A 15,120-nucleotide genomic window follows, 5' to 3' on the forward strand; every position below is an offset into this window, starting at 1 on the left:
GCTTGGTTTGGCCCGATCGGACGTCATATTCAAGACACCCGATCCATGAGGACCGCCCGATGCCCCTGGCTTCTCCATCCCTCGCCGACGGCCTGACCGGTGCGATCGGTCACACGCCGCTGATCCGCCTGGCGCGCGCCTCGGCGGCGACGGGGTGCATCATCCTGGGCAAGGCCGAATTCATGAATCCGGGCGGATCGGTCAAGGATCGCGCGGCTCTGGCGATGATCGAGGCGGCCGAAGCCAGGGGCGCGCTCACACCCGGCGGCACCATCGTCGAAGGCACCGCCGGCAACACCGGCATCGGCCTCACCCTTGTCGCCAATGCCCGCGGCTATCGCTGCATCATCGTGATGCCGGAAACACAAAGCCGTGAAAAAATCGATTTCCTGCGCATGATCGGCGCTGACCTGCGCCTGGTGGCCGCCAAACCCTATCGCGATCCCGGCAACTACGTCCACGTCTCGCGGCGCATCGCGGAGGAAACCGGCGCCTTCTGGGCCAATCAATTCGATAACACCGACAATCGCGAAGGACATCGCCGCACCACTGGAGCTGAAATCTGGCAGCAGACCGGCGGCACCGTCGATGCCTTCACCTGCGCCTGCGGCACCGGCGGCACGCTGGCCGGCGTCGGCATGGCCCTGAAAGCCCACAACCCGGCGGTCAGGATCATCCTCGCGGATCCGGAGGGCAGCGCCCTGTACAACTGGGTGAAAACCGGCGAGCTGCTCGCCCAGGGCTCATCGATCACCGAGGGCATCGGCCAGGGACGCGTCACCGGCAACCTGGACGCCGCGCCGATCGATGATGCCGTGCGCATCCCCGACACCGAAATGCTCGAACAGGTGTTCGACCTGATGATCCACGAGGGTCTGTCGATCGGCGGTTCAGCGGGCATCAACGTCGCCGCGGCGATCCGCGTCGCGCGCGACCTCGGCCCGGGCCATACCATCGTGACGATCCTGTGCGATGGCGCCTCGCGCTACCAGTCGAAATTGTTCAACCCGGCCTTCCTTCGCGCCAAAGGCCTGCCGGCGCCGCCCTGGATCACGGAGGCTTAACCCCGGTCACGTGTCACCATAACCGCTCGGCCGGCACCAACGCCGCGCCGACGCGTTGGATTAACCCATCATCCCCAAGAGCGTTCGACCCGATGATTCCAGCGGGCCGAACCCTGATCTCGAGCGATACGCGATTAAGTTGACGCGGTAGCGGCAACATAATCGCATGCAATCGCTCGAGAAAACATAGACCTAGAGCGTTAAGCTGAAAGCATAACGCTTTAGGCGGCGAGCGCAACGTCCGGCACCTTGGCGCCGGTCATATAGGCCACCGCGTCCGACATCGTGTGTTCTTTCGGATCGATCACGCAGAGCCGCCGGCCCAGCCGATGCACATGGATGTGATCCGCCACCTCGAACACATGGGGCATGTTATGGCTGATCAGTATGATCGGAATGCCCCGCGATTTCACATCCAGGATCAACTCCAGCACACGTCGGGATTCCTTCACCCCGAGTGCCGCCGTCGGTTCGTCGAGAATGATCACTTTCGAGCCGAACGCGGCCGCCCGCGCGACGGCGACCCCCTGGCGCTGACCACCCGATAGCGTTTCGACCGCCTGGTTGATATTCTGGATCGTCATCAGCCCGAGCTCGGACAATTTCTGCCGCGCGATACGCTGCATCTCGGCATGGTCGAGTTTGCGAAACACCGTGCCCAGAATGCCGGGTTTGCGGATCTCGCGGCCCATGAACATGTTGTCGGCAATCGAGAGGCCTGGCGACATTGCCAGGGTCTGATACACGGTTTCGATGCCGGCGGCGCGCGCCGCGATCGGCGAGGCGAAGCGAACCGGCTTGCCTTCCAGCCGGATCTCGCCCTCATCGAGGGCGATCGCGCCCGAAATCGCCTTGATCAGCGATGATTTGCCGGCGCCATTGTCACCGATCACCGCCAGGATCTCGCCGGGGAAGAGATCGAAATCGCAATTATCGAGTGCGGTGACGCGGCCATAGCGTTTGACCAGACCGCGGCCTGTGAGAATCGGTTCCATTACACTGCTGCCTTTCTGATCCATTGATCGACCGCGACGGCGACGATGATAAGCGCGCCGATCAGCAGATAGGTCCATTGCGGATCGGTTCCGTACATATTCAGCCCCAGGGTGAAGACACCAACGATCATGGCGCCGAACATCATGCCGATGATCGAACCGCGGCCACCGAACAGCGAGATGCCGCCGATCACCACGGCGGTGATCGAGTTGATGTTCTCGAACTGACCGGAATTGGGCGAAATGGCGCCGATCCGACCGATCAACGCCCAGCCCGCAACGGCACAGATCAGTCCTGACAGCGTATAGACGCTGATGAGCATCGATTTCACCTGCACGCCGGCCAGCGCCGCCGCCTCCGGATCATCGCCCACGGCATAGACATGCCGGCCCCAGGCGGTATGACGCAGAATATAGGCAAACAGCATCACAAGGCCGAGCATCAAAATCGCGCCATAGGTGAAGGTGGCGCCATCGTTACCGCCGATGACGAAAGTGTTGCCGAGATATTGCAACAGCGGCGCGTGATTCTCGATCTGCTGCGCGCCGATCGTCTGGTTGTTCGAATAGAGGTAATTCGCCGCCAGCACGATCTGCCACATGCCCAGCGTGACAATGAAGGGCGGCAGCTTCATCCGCGCCACCAGCGTACCGTTCAGATATCCCACGGCGCCACCGAAGGCGAAACCGCACAGGATCGAAATCGGCGCCGGCAGACCATAGACGAACGAACATTGCCCCATCAGAACCGAAGACAGCACCATGATCGCACCGACCGACAGATCGATCCCGGCCGTAAGAATAACCAGCGCCTGCGCCACGCCGACGATGCCGGTGATCGTGACCTGCTGGAGAATGAGGGTCAGCGCATAAGCCGAGAAAAACCGCGCACCGACCGCGATGCCAAAACCCACCAGCGAGGCGAGCAGCACCAGCAAGGGAGCGAGCCACGGGGTCTCGTGCAGAATGTGCTGCGCCCGCTCGACGGTTGATTTCCGATGGACGAATTCCGCCACTTGGTCCGCATTCGCGGGCTTGATCGCGGCCTCGAACCCCTGAGGGCCCGGATTGGTGGTGGACATGTCTTCCCTTTCAACACCCGTTGGGCGTAGGCGGCGCCCCTGAGGGGCCGCGATGAGGAGGCGGAGCGAAGGCCATCATCGTTTCAGAACACAGGCGAAGCCACACCAACGGGGCGGGAGGAACAGCGCCCGCTTTTCTGCGAAAAAGCGAGCCTTACGTCGCGTCCTCCCGCGCCGATCTTTGTGTTATTTGCCCCAGCAGACCTTGGCCGCCTGCGCCGGATCGATCGAGGGGATGCCGGGTTCGGGATGCGCGGTGATCAATTGCGTGCCGGTATTATAGAAATCCTTGCCCGCGCTGGCCTGCGGCTTCACGCCATGCTTCGCCCAGTTCACGATCGCCTTGATGCCGAGTGACGCCATTTTCAGCGGATACTGCTGCGAATCCGCATCGATGATGCCCTCCTGCACGCCTTTGACGCCGGCGCAGCTGCCGTCGATCGCAACGATTGTCACATGCCCGGCCTTGCCGACCGATTTCAACGCCTGATAGGCCCCGAACGCCGCCGGCTCATTGATTGCATAGACCAGGTTGATGTTCGGGTTGCGCGCCAGCAGGGTTTCCATGCCCTTCTGCCCGCCTTCCTCCGAACCGCCGGTCTCGACATGACCGACGATCTGCTTGTCCGGCACGTTAAAAATGTTCGGGTTGGCGATTTTCACGCCAAATCCAGCGAGAAATCCATGATCGCGCTCGATATCGACGGTCGGATGGGTGATCGAGAGATCGAGCATGGCGATTTTCGCGTCTTTCGCCTTGGCCCCGAGCGTCGCCTTCGCCCACTCGCCGATCAGCTTGCCGGCCTCGAAATTATCGGTGGCGAAGGTCATGTCGGCGGCACTGGTCGGGCTGAGCGCGGTATCGAGCGCAATCACCAGCAATCCGGCCTTGCGCGCTTTCTCGACGGTGGGAACAATGGCCTTGGTATCCGAGGGGGTGATCAGAATACCCTTGGCGCCATCGGCAACGCAGGTTTCAATCGCGTTGACCTGTGACTGATTGTCGCCGTCGTATTTGCCGGCATAAGTCTTCAGATCGACACCGAGTTTCTTTGCCTCGGCCAGTGCGCCCTCGCGCATGGTGACGAAATACGGGTTCGAGTCGGTTTTGGTGATCAAGCACGCCTTGATCGGCGCGGCCTGCGCGGCGGTGATGCCAAAACCGGTCAGCGCGCCGAGAACGGCGAGCGAAACGGCGGTCTTTTTCGCGAAAACAGTTTTGTTGGTCATGTTTCTCTCCTGGATGATTGATGCTGATTTTAACTGACTGAGAGCGTTGTGTTTGATTTCGTCAATTGTTTTCCGGTATTGAAACCGCAAATTTATGTCTGTCTTTGCATGTCTGTGCGATGCCTCATCTCCTCCTCGACTTGAAAGCGGTCCCGGCAACCTCCCGGCTTCTCATGTGATCGGCCCCGCATCAGCGGCGCATCCACAGGATCGACGATGCCGGAGCTCAACCGGCAAACGCACCAGGCGCGGCTTCAGCCCTGGTTCCGCCAGGCGTTCGAGCAGGAGCCGCACCGCCGTCGCACCGATCTCGCGGCACGGCTGCGCCACGGTGGTCAGATGCGGGCTGAACAGATCGGTCCACGCGAAATCATCGAACGCAATGAGCGCAATATCGCGCGGCACATCCAGGCCGCGATCGGCGAAAGCCTGCATCGCACCCAGGGTCATCAGATTGTTGGAGGCAAAAATCGCGCTCGGCGGATCGGCCAGCGCCAGCAGCGCCGCGGTCGCGCGGGCGGCCGGTGCGGCGCTGTATTCGCCGCATTCAAGCAGTTTCGCATCATAGCCAATCCCGGCATCGCGTAATCCGGCGCGATAGCCATTGATGCGCTCGCGCGTCGAGCTCAATCCCGGCAGGCCGGTCAGCATGCCAATCCGCCGATGGCCGCATTGCGCCACATGCCGCACCAATCGGCGCGCCCCATCGGCATTGGCCACCACCACGGCGTCGTAATCCGTGCTGGCAACCCGGTCGATCTGCACGATCGGTACATTGTGGCGCTGCACCCGGTCGAGCACGGCGCTTCCGCCATCGGCCGAAGGAGCCAGGATCAACCCGTCCACCCGCCGGCCGAGCAGCGCGTCGAGACCCTCGATCTCGCGCGCCGCGGATTCGCTGATGCCGACCAGAAGTACCGTGTAGCCGCGCGCGCGCGCCGCGGTTTCGATGCCATCGACCACGGCGGTGAAATGCGGGTTGGTGATATCGCCGATGGCGATGCCGATGGTGCGGGTCTCCGCGCGTTTGAGCGAGCGGGCGACGGAATTCTGGGTGTAGCCGGTCGCGGCGATCGCCTTGGCCACACGATCCCGCGTGGCCTCCGGCACGGTGCGGGTGGCGTTCAGCACATGGGAAATGGTGGAAATCGAAACCCCCGCGAGCGCCGCGACATCGCGCATCGTCGCCGGTCCGCTTTCGGACGCCCGACGCTGAGCGCCGCCATCTCCGCCAAGCGTGGCCCCATTCCGACGCGCCATGCGGGATGCCCCCGCGGCCTTGGTGGTCGGCGTTCGCCTGACCGTCATTGGTTTCCCCCTGCACCGGACGACCGATGCCGTTCTCGTCGTATTTTTATTCCAGATTTTTATCGCAGAGTTTTATCGCCGATTTTTATTGCAGACGCTCGCCGCAAACGGTTGCCGCAAACGATTGCGTTCCGTTTACTAGGGCAGCGCCCAGGGAATCGCAAGAACTATTTTCTAAAATTCACAACCCGCGCCCGAACGCTCACGTCGTCCAGTTGCGCGCGAATTCGGTATGCAGCGATAAGCCGCCGCACACATAAAGCGTCTGCCCGGTCACATAACTGGCATCCGGCGAGGCCAGAAACGCCGCCGCGGCCGCAATCTCCGCCGCTTCGGCCGCCCGCCCCATCGGAATATGCGTCTCCACCGCATGCCGGCGCTCGGCATCGCCGGTCCAGGACGCGTTCATCGGTGTGATCGTCGCCCCCGGCGCCACGGCGTTGACCCGAATACCCCGCCCGGCGAATTCCAGCGCCAGCGTGCGCGTCATGGCGCCGACCGCGCCCTTGCTCGCCGAATAGGCCAGAAACCCCGGTTTCGGCACGGTTTCATGCACGCTGCTGATATTCACGATGGCGCCGTGGCCGCATCCGGCCATATGCGCGAGCACCCGGGACGATACCTGCGCCACCGCCACCAGATCGACCGCGATCACCCGCGCGAACCGGACCGCATCGAATTGATCGCTCGGCTGTTCATATTGAATACCGGCGTTGTTGACCAACACATCGAGCCGCCCGGTCAGCCCGATCGCCCGATCGACCACGCCGTCCATCGCGGCGGCATCGGCCACATCGGCGGCCTCAGCACTGTGAGCCCCGTCCGGGTTGATCGCCCGCAGCGTGGCCAGCACCGCTTCGGCCCCCGCGGCGTCGTTCAGATGGGTGAGGGTGATCCCGGCACCCTCGGCGGCAAACCGTATCGCAATGGCGCGGCCGATGCCGGTGGTGGCGCCGGTGATCAGCGCGCGCTGGCCCCCAAGGCGATGGCTGTGATGGATCGCTTGATCGGGCATGATCGGTTCATCCTGCGGTTAGGGCGGTGGGTGGCGGCGGCAAATGGCGCGGCCAGGGCGGATCGGCCTTGCGAAACGCGCGCCAGGCGTCGTGACGCTGCTTCGCCGTCTCGATCCGGCCGCGCGCCTCCCAACCGATCACCAGACCGATCGCCCGGTCAGCACCGGCGGCGTCATGCTCGCCCATCCGCGCGAGCAGCCCCTCGGTCGTCACCATGTCGTTATACGCGCCAAGCCGCGCCTGCAGCCGCGACAGCCGTTTGAAATAGGGTTTCGCGGTGCCGCGATGCCCGATCAGCGGGCGGAAAAATTCCGCCGTATAGCGCAGAACCTTGGCGGCGATCCGCAACCGGTGCAGCGCGTCGGGTTCGAGCGCGCGAAAATGCCGCCCCCGTCGCAATACCCGACGGTGCGCCGCCGCCAAGGCCACCGGCGCGAAACGCTCCAGCGTCGGCACCGCGTCCGGCCACGCGATCGTGCCGATCCAAATGCCCAGCGCGAGCTGAAACGCAACATAGCGCGCCGCCCCCAGCGTCTCGCACACCCCGACATAGGCCTCTGCCCGCCGTGCGGTGGCGATCATGCGCAGCGCGCCGAACTCAGCCCGCGCCCCGCATGCTGATTCGATGAGCGGCAAGGTTTCATCCAGCAACACATCGAAAGCGCGCGCCACCCCGCAGGACGCGGCCACCGCCCCCGCCTCGTCCGTCAAGTCCTGCAACGGCGTCGTCGGCATCACCGGGCGCAGCAATCGCAACCCGGATCGCAAGCGACGCAACCCGACACGAAGCTGATGCACCCCCTCGGGGTCGCGCCCGTCCATCGCAGCCTCATGATTGGCAAGGATATGCGCCTGGCATTGCCACAGGAGCCGCCGCATCGCCGCATCCGCTGTCATTGATGGGGTCAGTTCGACCCGCGCGAAGCCAGCCGTCGCCGGCGCCGCCGCGCGGGCCATCGCAACGCCACGCGCGACCGGGTTCACCCCCGCGAGGCTGAAGGGATGATCGGTGAAAATCCGCTGTGCCACCTCGAACAGCGTGCCGGGTGATCCTTGCGCGGCACCCAGTGTAAGACGCGCCTCGGCCACCGGCAGCGACCGGCCAGGCACCCTGATCCGGCCCGCATCGAGCGCAAAATCGACCGTCACGCCACCGGCATCGAGACGGCACCGCCGCCGCCGCAGGCTGATCGCGCAGATCGGCGCCGCGGCGTTGGCCAGCACCCCCTCGCGCCAGGGCGCCGCCGCCCCCGCGTCGAGCGCCATGGCATCGAGCGCGAAACCCGCCACCGCATCGCGCCGTTCACCGCTCGGTGCCGTCACCGACTGAATGAACCGTCGCCCGATCCGTTCGACAAGCAGCACGATGCCGGCGCGCGCGAGCGCAAAATCGGCGGTATCGAAACAACGATACGCAATCCGTCTGGTCACGAACCGACCCCGCCGCATCGCCGTGATCGCCGCGCAGGTCTCGAGCCCGGCCGGAATGCCCTCATCGAACCGCAGGGCGAGCGACACATCAGATCCGTCGAGCGACAACGATCCCATGCCCATCGCTTTAGCAAGCGACGGATGCGCGCGGAAGGCCACGATCCACCCCCGACCCACGCCCGTGTTCTCTTGCCTGCCCTCGCCACTTGGCGCACGATAACGCGATGCAACCCGACCTGATCCGTCTCTCCGTCATTCAACTCGCCCCCGGCGCGGACAAGGCGGCGAACATCGCCCAGGCACGCGCCCTGATCGAGGCCGCCGTCGCGCAGGACCGTCCCGATCTGATCGCTCTGCCGGAAATCTGGACCTGCCTCGGCGGCGACCGCGCGACCAAATTCGCCGCCGCCGAGATCTTGCCCGCCCCTGGGGACACCGGTGGCGCAGCCTATGAATTCCTCCGCGCGATGGCCCGAACCCACCACATCCATCTCCACGGCGGCTCGATCGGCGAATTGGCGGGCGACAGGCTGTTCAACACGACCGTCGTCTTCGATCCCACCGGCACCGAGATCGCCCGCTACCGCAAGATCCATCTGTTCGACATCACCACCCCCGATGGTCAGGGCTATCGCGAAAGCGCGATCTACGGCGCCGGCGATCACATCGTGACGTTCAAGATCGGGACCACCACGATCGGCCTGACCATCTGCTACGACATGCGCTTCCCCGAACTCTACCTCGCCCTGCGCCGCGCCGGTGCCGACATCATCATGGTCCCCGCCGCCTTCACCCTGCAGACCGGCAAGGACCATTGGGAGGTGCTGCTGCGCGCCCGCGCGATCGAAACCCAGTGCTGGATCGCCGCCCCCGCCTGCACCGGCACCCATTACGACGGCTCGAACGAACCGCGCGTCACCTATGGCAATGCGCTGATCGCCGACCCGTGGGGTATCGTCACCGCCCGCTGCCCGGATGGCCCCGGCTTCGTCACCGCCCGCATCGACCTGGCCAGAGCCGCCCGGTATCGCGCCGACATGCCGGTACTCGATCACCGCAGACTCGTGTGATCAAAATTCATTTCGCCGCGGCGGCAACCGATCAGGCCAGCGCCGCCCGTGCGCGCCTGGTCGCTCGCTATGGCACCACGTCGCCCGATCAGGCCGATGTCGTGGTCGCCCTCGGCGGCGATGGGCTGATGCTGGAAACCATCCACCGCATGCTCGCGCACAACCGCCCGGTTTATGGCATGAACTGCGGCTCGGTCGGTTTCCTGATGAACGATTTCGACGAAACCGACCTTCCGGCGCGCATTGCCCGCGCTCATGGCAACGACATCCACCCCCTGCGCATGCATGCCATCACCGCCAGCGGTCTGGTCGAGGAGGCGCTGGCCTTCAACGAGGTCAGCCTGCTCCGCCAAATGCGTCAGGCCGCCAAAATCCGCATCACCGTCGATGGTAAAATCCGGCTGCCCGAACTCATCTGCGATGGTGTTCTGATCGCCACCCCCGCCGGTTCGACCGCCTACAACCTCTCCGCCCATGGCCCGATCGTGCCGCTCACCGCCAATCTGCTGCCGTTGACACCGATTTCGGCCTTCCGGCCCCGACGCTGGCGCGGTGCCCTGCTGCCCTCGACCTGTGAAGTGGTGTTCGACATTCTGGAACCCGAAAAACGCCCGGTTTCCGCCGTGGCCGATTTCACCGAAGTCCGCCGCGTCGTCTCGGTCGCCGCCAGCGAGGATCGCACCATCCGCGCCCGCATCCTGTCCGACCCCGACCGCGCCCTGTCGGAACGCATCATCCGCGAACAATTCACCGTCTAAAGCGGGCTAGAGCGGGCTAGAGCGGCATCGGTTTCGGTCTGGCCGGGCAGGCGAAATGCTCAAGGCGTGCGCTCCCGCTCAGCCGGTGTCGCCGCGCTTGAGCGCGATCACCAGCGCTTCCGCCGCCTCGGCATCGAGGGCGAGCGCGCGGTCGGCGGTGTCGCGATCGAAGCCGCCGCGCGCAAGGGCGGCCAAGGCGCGCAGCGGATCACCCGGGCCGAACGGCGGCAGGCGGCGGCGGCGCAGATAGGCGCAGGCGGAGGCGACATCGCGGGACGGGTCGTCGCTGATCGCCGCGGCGGCCATTGATTGATCGATGCCCTTGGCCGCGAGATGCGCGATTGTGGCGCGGCGCGATTTGCCCTCCCGCGCCAGGCGGCGGGCGCGGGAAGCCGCGAAGGCGCCGTCATCCACCGCGCCGAGGTCGCGCAGGCTGGCGATGATACCGGGCACCGCCGCGCGCGCCGCATCACGGGCGGTCGCGATGATCTCGGCGTCGAGTCCGGCCGCCGCCGCCGCACGCGTCCAGCGCTCGATCCGGCGGTTCAGCACATGGGCCAGTCCCGCCTCGGTCGCGGCGAAGCGGGCGAGATGGGCGATGGCGATCACGCGGAGCCCGGCGGCGTCCGGCGCTTGGCCCAGTTTTCGTGGCTCGCGGGTCATCGGCCCAATGTGGCACGGCGCATGGGTTGACCGGAAGCCCCGGCGGGCGATAGTGCGGCGCATCAAACCGCCGGCGCGTCTTGGCGCGCCGTGCCCAGCAAGGAGCATGTCTCATGGCAAAATCCCCCGTTCGTATCGCCGTCACCGGTGCCGCCGGCCAGATCGCCTATGCGCTGGTGTTCCGCATCGCGAGCGGCGCGCTGCTCGGGCCGGATCAGCCGGTGATTCTGCATCTGCTCGACCTGCCGCCGATGCAGGGGGCGCTCAAGGGCGTGATGATGGAACTCGAGGATTGCGCCTTCCCGACACTGGCGGGGATGGTCGCGACCGATGATCCGAAACTGGCGTTCAAGGATATCGACATCGGCTTCCTGGTCGGCGCGCGGCCGCGCGGCAAGGGCATGGAGCGCAAGGATCTGCTTGGCGCCAATGCCGAGATCTTCACCGTTCAGGGTCGCGCCCTGAACGAGATGGCAAAACCCACCGCGCGGATTCTGGTGGTCGGCAATCCGGCCAACACCAACGCCCATATCGCGATGAAATCCGCCCCGAACCTCTCGCCCGACTGTTTTTCCGCGATGATCCGGCTCGATCACAACCGCGCCGCCTCGATGCTGGCGTCCAAGGCGGGCGTCGGCGTCGAGTCGATCGAACATCTGGTGGTCTGGGGCAACCACTCGCCGAGCATGTATCCCGACTATCGTTTCGCCACCGTCGGCGGGCGCAAACTCGCGGAGATGATCGGTGACGAGGCCTGGAACCGCGATGTCTTCATTCCCACGGTCGGCAAGCGCGGTGCCGCGGTGATCGAGGCGCGCGGCGCATCTTCGGCCGCCTCGGCGGCCAATGCCGCGATCGATCAGGTGCGGGACTGGGTGGTCGGCTCGCAGGGGCGCTGGGTGTCGATGGCCGTCGCCTCCGACGGCAGCTACGGCGTGCCGGAGGGCATCATGTTCGGCGTGCCGGTGACCTGTGCCGCCGGCGTGGTGACTCGGGTCACCGGCCTCGCGATGGATGAGTTCGCCCAGTCACGCTTCGCGATCACGCTGAACGAGCTGATCGAGGAACGCGCCGCCATCGCCCATCTGCTCGGCTGATCGCGGATAAAACAAAGGCCAGGGCGGAACCCTGGCCTTTTCTGTAACGGATCGCGACGGGATACTCAGGCGGCGTCGAACGCGCGATCGGCCTTCTTGCGGGTGTGGGGATCGAGGTAGCGCTTGCGCAGCCGGATCGCGGAGGGGGTGACCTCGACCAGCTCGTCATCCTCGATATAGGCGATGGCCTGTTCGAGGCTGAGCCGGCGCGGCGGCACCAGAAGCAGCGCCTCATCCTTGCCGGCGGCGCGGATGTTGGTGAGTTTCTTTTCGCGGACCGGGTTGATGTCCAGATCGTTCTCGCGCGAATGTTCGCCGAGGATCATGCCGACATAGACTTTCTCGCCGGCACCGATGAACATGGCCCCGCGATCCTGCAGGGCAAACAGCGAATACTGCACACTCTCGCCATCGGCGCTCGAGACCAGCGCGCCGTTGCGGCGGCCTTCCAGCGTGCCTTTCCACGGGCCGTAGCCGATGAAATGGCGGTTCATCACGCCTGAACCACGGGTGTCGGTGAGGAATTCGCCATGGTAGCCGATCAGCCCGCGGCTCGGGATGTGAAACGTCAGCCGCTGCTTGCCACCGCCGGAGGGGCGGATGTCCTGCAACTCGCCCTTGCGGCGCGACATTTTTTCGACGACGACGCCGGCGAAAGGTTCATCGACGTCGATGAGCACTTCCTCCATCGGTTCTTCGCGCTCGCCGGCCTCGTTTTCGCGGGTCAGGACGCGGGGGCGGCCGATGGTCAGTTCGAAGCCCTCGCGGCGCATCTGTTCGATCAGCACGCCGAGCTGGAGTTCGCCGCGCCCGGCGACTTCGAACGCCTCGGTCTCGTTGGAATCCGACACCTTGATCGCGACATTGCCTTCAGCCTCGCGGAACAGCCGCTCGCGGATCTGGCGGGAGGTGACCTTTTTGCCCTCGCGGCCGGCCAGCGGACCGTCGTTGATGCGGAACGTCATCGACAGGGTCGGCGGATCGATCGGGGTTGCGGGCAGGGCCGCGGTGATTTCCATGCCGCCGATGGTATCCGGCACGGTGGCTTCCTTGAGACCCGCGACCGCGATGATGTCGCCGGCGGAAACCTCATCGACCGGCACGCGCTCGAGGCCCCGGAACGCGAGCAGCTTGGTCAGGCGTCCGGTCTCGACGTTGCGGCCATCGAAGCTGATCACGCGGACCGGCATGTTGAGGGTCGCCCGGCCCTGCTCGACCCGGCCGGTCAGCACGCGGCCGAGGAAATTGTCGCTCTCGAGAATGGTCACGACCATGGCGAACGGCGCGTCCTCCGGCAGATTGGGCGCGGGGACATGGGTGACGATCAGATCGAACAGCGGCTTGAGGGTTTCGCGCGGGCCATCGAGCGTGGCGGTCGCCCAGCCCTGGCGGCCGGAGGCATAGAGCATCGGGAAGTCGAGTTGTTCATCGTTCGCACCGAGAGCGGCGAACAGATCGAACACCTCGTTATGGACCTCATCGGCGCGGGCGTCGGGCCGGTCGATCTTGTTGACCACAACGATCGGCTTGAGTCCGCGGGCGAGCGCCTTGCCGACGACGAATTTGGTCTGCGGCAATACGCCCTCGGCGGCATCGACCAGCACGACGACGCCGTCGACCATGTTCAGGATGCGTTCGACTTCGCCGCCGAAATCGGCGTGGCCGGGGGTATCGACGATGTTCAGCCGGTACTCGCCCCACTGCACCGCGGTGCATTTGGCGAGGATGGTGATGCCGCGCTCGCGTTCGAGGTCGTTGCGGTCCATCGCGCGCTCGGCGACGTGCTGATGCGCGCCGATCGATCCGGCCTGCTTCAGCAACTGGTCCACCAATGTGGTTTTGCCATGATCGACATGCGCGATGATGGCGACATTGCGCAGCATATTCTGGTTCATATTATCGTCTTTCGGGGTTCAACGCGCCTCTCCTACACGTTTTGCACTGCAAAAGCGAGTGTGATCAGCCATCGAGCGTCACCTATGCGAAAAGGGGTGGCGCATGGCCACCCCTGTTCGGGTCGGGACGCGGAGATACGGTCGTTACTGGTTTGACATATCGACGACCGGCGGCTGCTTCGGCGCGTTCATCTGATTGGTCATGGTGCTGTCCTGCTTGCCCTGCAGAGTGCCCATCACCCCATTGGGTTTTGCCATGCCGGAGGGGGACATTCCTGTGTTTGTCATGCCCGATTTCATCATGCCCGATTTATCCATGCCGGCGTTGTTCATCCGCTCACCGTGCATCTCGACCATCGCCTTGTGGACCATCATCGCGGCGCGCTGAAAATCGCCGCCTTCGACCGCCTTGCGCGCGCTGCGGATGGCGTCGATCGCGGGGGTGCTGATCGGACCGTTGACCGAACCTTCGACATAGGAATTGGTCAGCAGATCCGTCTCGGCGCGGCCGAGTGCGACGTGGGCGCGGGTCTTGTCATGGCTCATGATCGCCTGTTGGGCGAGGTGGAGGTAGGACCCGGCCGAGCCGTTCATCGCCATGGCGCCGCCCATGCGGTGCGACAGCACGCCCCTGTGCATGGGCATAGGATGCGCCGGCATGGTGGTGCCGGTCGGGGTCTGGGCGAAGGCGATGCCGCCCATCAGACAAAGGGCCGAACCGGCCATGAGAATATTGCGCATGTTGGTCTCCTTCCTGCCGTCACGCCGAGGGGCGGGACGCGGTGGTGGTGTCGAGGTCGAATGCCTGACGGTTAAGCTTACCGAAATGATTTGGGTGTAACGATCGCCCCAGACAACTGCGGAGAATTGACCGCACGATTAAACCGGAGTCAGAAATGAAATCCGTCCGTCCGGGGTCCGAGGGGGCGTCGAAGCGCAGGCGCTGTCTTCTGGGCGCTCTGTGCGTCGGGCTGATGGCCACGCCTTTTGGGGCCGCAGGGGCGGTCGCGCCCTCGGATGGCGCGGGTTGTGCCGTCGCGGCGCGTGCGGCCTCACGTCAGGCGGGTCTGCCGCCCGGTCTGCTCGATGCGATCGGCCTGGTCGAGACGGGCCGCACCGCCGCTGACGGGGCGCGGACCGCGTGGCCCTACACGGTCGATGCCGACGGGGTCGGCCATTGGTTCGCCAGCGTCCCCGAGGCGGCGGCTTTCGCACGTGCGGCTCTGGCCGGGGGGGCGCGGGCGGTGGATGTCGGGTGTTTCCAGATCGATCTGCAGGATCATCCCGGTGCCTTCGGCGCGCTGCGCGATGCGTTCGATCCGGCGGTGAACGCATCGGTCGCCGCGGCCTTTCTGACCCGGCTGCACCGGCGATGGGGCACCTGGAGGGCCGCGATCGCGGCCTATCACTCGGCGACGCCGGCGTATGGTCTGCCCTATGCCGCCATGGTGGCGGCGGCCTGGCATGGCGGGGTGGGGACGCTGCCGGCCGATCGCCCCGTGACTGATCGC

General features: G+C 65.2%; 14 protein-coding genes and 1 pseudogene. 6 read left to right on the top strand and 9 right to left on the bottom strand.

The features are described 5' to 3' along the window. Positions 1-59 precede the first annotated feature (59 nt). A complete protein-coding gene (locus ACP5E6_RS00760; protein ID WP_427950332.1) occupies positions 60-1,064 on the top strand; it encodes a cysteine synthase A in 1,005 nt (334 codons plus the stop codon). Between the two features lie 221 nt (positions 1,065-1,285). Here ACP5E6_RS00760 and ACP5E6_RS00765 read toward each other — a convergent pair whose 3' ends face one another. The 4 genes from ACP5E6_RS00765 to ACP5E6_RS00780 all read right to left on the bottom strand — a co-directional run bounded on the left by ACP5E6_RS00765 (position 1,286) and on the right by ACP5E6_RS00780 (position 5,631). Next, on the bottom strand, positions 1,286-2,059 hold the full coding sequence (locus tag ACP5E6_RS00765) for an ATP-binding cassette domain-containing protein (protein WP_427950335.1): 774 nt from the start codon (positions 2,057-2,059) through the stop codon (positions 1,286-1,288). Next, positions 2,059-3,141 (bottom strand): ABC transporter permease, encoded by a 1,083-nt coding sequence (locus tag ACP5E6_RS00770; protein ID WP_427950338.1) that lies wholly within the window; start codon positions 3,139-3,141, stop codon positions 2,059-2,061. Before ACP5E6_RS00770 ends, ACP5E6_RS00765 begins: the two co-directional genes overlap by 1 nt. 186 nt (positions 3,142-3,327) lie before the next feature. Further along, a complete protein-coding gene (locus ACP5E6_RS00775; RefSeq protein WP_427950342.1) occupies positions 3,328-4,371 on the bottom strand; it encodes a substrate-binding domain-containing protein in 1,044 nt (347 codons plus the stop codon). A 171-nt stretch (positions 4,372-4,542) separates the two neighbouring features. After that, positions 4,543-5,631, bottom strand: coding sequence for a LacI family DNA-binding transcriptional regulator (locus ACP5E6_RS00780; RefSeq protein ID WP_427950345.1), 1,089 nt, complete (start codon positions 5,629-5,631; stop codon positions 4,543-4,545). Here ACP5E6_RS00780 and ACP5E6_RS00785 point away from each other — a divergent pair. Then, on the top strand, positions 5,630-5,821 hold the full coding sequence (locus ACP5E6_RS00785) for a hypothetical protein (protein WP_427950348.1): 192 nt from the start codon (positions 5,630-5,632) through the stop codon (positions 5,819-5,821). The genes ACP5E6_RS00780 and ACP5E6_RS00785 overlap by 2 nt on opposite strands. Positions 5,822-5,881: 60 nt before the next feature. Here ACP5E6_RS00785 and ACP5E6_RS00790 read toward each other — a convergent pair whose 3' ends face one another. Continuing rightward, a complete protein-coding gene (locus tag ACP5E6_RS00790) occupies positions 5,882-6,694 on the bottom strand; it encodes an SDR family NAD(P)-dependent oxidoreductase (RefSeq protein ID WP_427950351.1) in 813 nt (270 codons plus the stop codon). A gap of 7 nt (positions 6,695-6,701) precedes the next feature. Further along, positions 6,702-8,303 (bottom strand): CHAD domain-containing protein, encoded by a 1,602-nt coding sequence (locus ACP5E6_RS00795; protein WP_427950354.1) that lies wholly within the window; start codon positions 8,301-8,303, stop codon positions 6,702-6,704. A 47-nt stretch (positions 8,304-8,350) separates the two neighbouring features. Between ACP5E6_RS00795 and ACP5E6_RS00800 the strand changes: the two genes are divergently transcribed. Both ACP5E6_RS00800 and ACP5E6_RS00805 read left to right on the top strand, forming a co-directional pair. Next, positions 8,351-9,196, top strand: coding sequence for a carbon-nitrogen hydrolase family protein (locus tag ACP5E6_RS00800; protein ID WP_427950357.1), 846 nt, complete (start codon positions 8,351-8,353; stop codon positions 9,194-9,196). Next, positions 9,193-9,954: an NAD kinase gene (locus ACP5E6_RS00805; RefSeq protein WP_427950360.1), complete on the top strand. Its 762-nt coding sequence runs from the start codon at positions 9,193-9,195 to the stop codon at positions 9,952-9,954. Before ACP5E6_RS00800 ends, ACP5E6_RS00805 begins: the two co-directional genes overlap by 4 nt. A 78-nt stretch (positions 9,955-10,032) precedes the next feature. Here ACP5E6_RS00805 and ACP5E6_RS00810 read toward each other — a convergent pair whose 3' ends face one another. Continuing rightward, positions 10,033-10,617, bottom strand: a complete 585-nt coding sequence (locus tag ACP5E6_RS00810) for a RecX family transcriptional regulator (protein ID WP_427950363.1) — start codon at positions 10,615-10,617, stop codon at positions 10,033-10,035. Positions 10,618-10,730: 113 nt separating this feature from the next. On the opposite strand from ACP5E6_RS00810, the gene ACP5E6_RS00815 reads away from it, so the two are divergent. After that, entirely contained in the window at positions 10,731-11,714 is a 984-nt protein-coding gene (locus tag ACP5E6_RS00815; RefSeq protein WP_427950365.1) for a malate dehydrogenase, read from the top strand. A 65-nt stretch (positions 11,715-11,779) separates the two neighbouring features. Here ACP5E6_RS00815 and typA read toward each other — a convergent pair whose 3' ends face one another. Together typA and ACP5E6_RS00825 are read right to left on the bottom strand one after the other, a co-directional pair. Beyond that, positions 11,780-13,609: a translational GTPase TypA gene (gene typA, locus ACP5E6_RS00820; protein WP_427950367.1), complete on the bottom strand. Its 1,830-nt coding sequence runs from the start codon at positions 13,607-13,609 to the stop codon at positions 11,780-11,782. A 144-nt stretch (positions 13,610-13,753) separates the two neighbouring features. Next, the gene (locus ACP5E6_RS00825) at positions 13,754-14,350 is read right to left on the bottom strand and encodes a hypothetical protein (protein ID WP_427950369.1); all 597 of its coding nucleotides are present in this window, start codon (positions 14,348-14,350) and stop codon (positions 13,754-13,756) included. A gap of 155 nt (positions 14,351-14,505) precedes the next feature. Between ACP5E6_RS00825 and ACP5E6_RS00830 the strand changes: the two are divergent. Next, a pseudogene (locus ACP5E6_RS00830) lies at positions 14,506-15,120 on the top strand (hypothetical protein); the annotation flags it as partial.

This window comes from Acidiphilium sp. (assembly GCF_049977125.1).
Taxonomy (GTDB): domain Bacteria; phylum Pseudomonadota; class Alphaproteobacteria; order Acetobacterales; family Acetobacteraceae; genus Acidiphilium.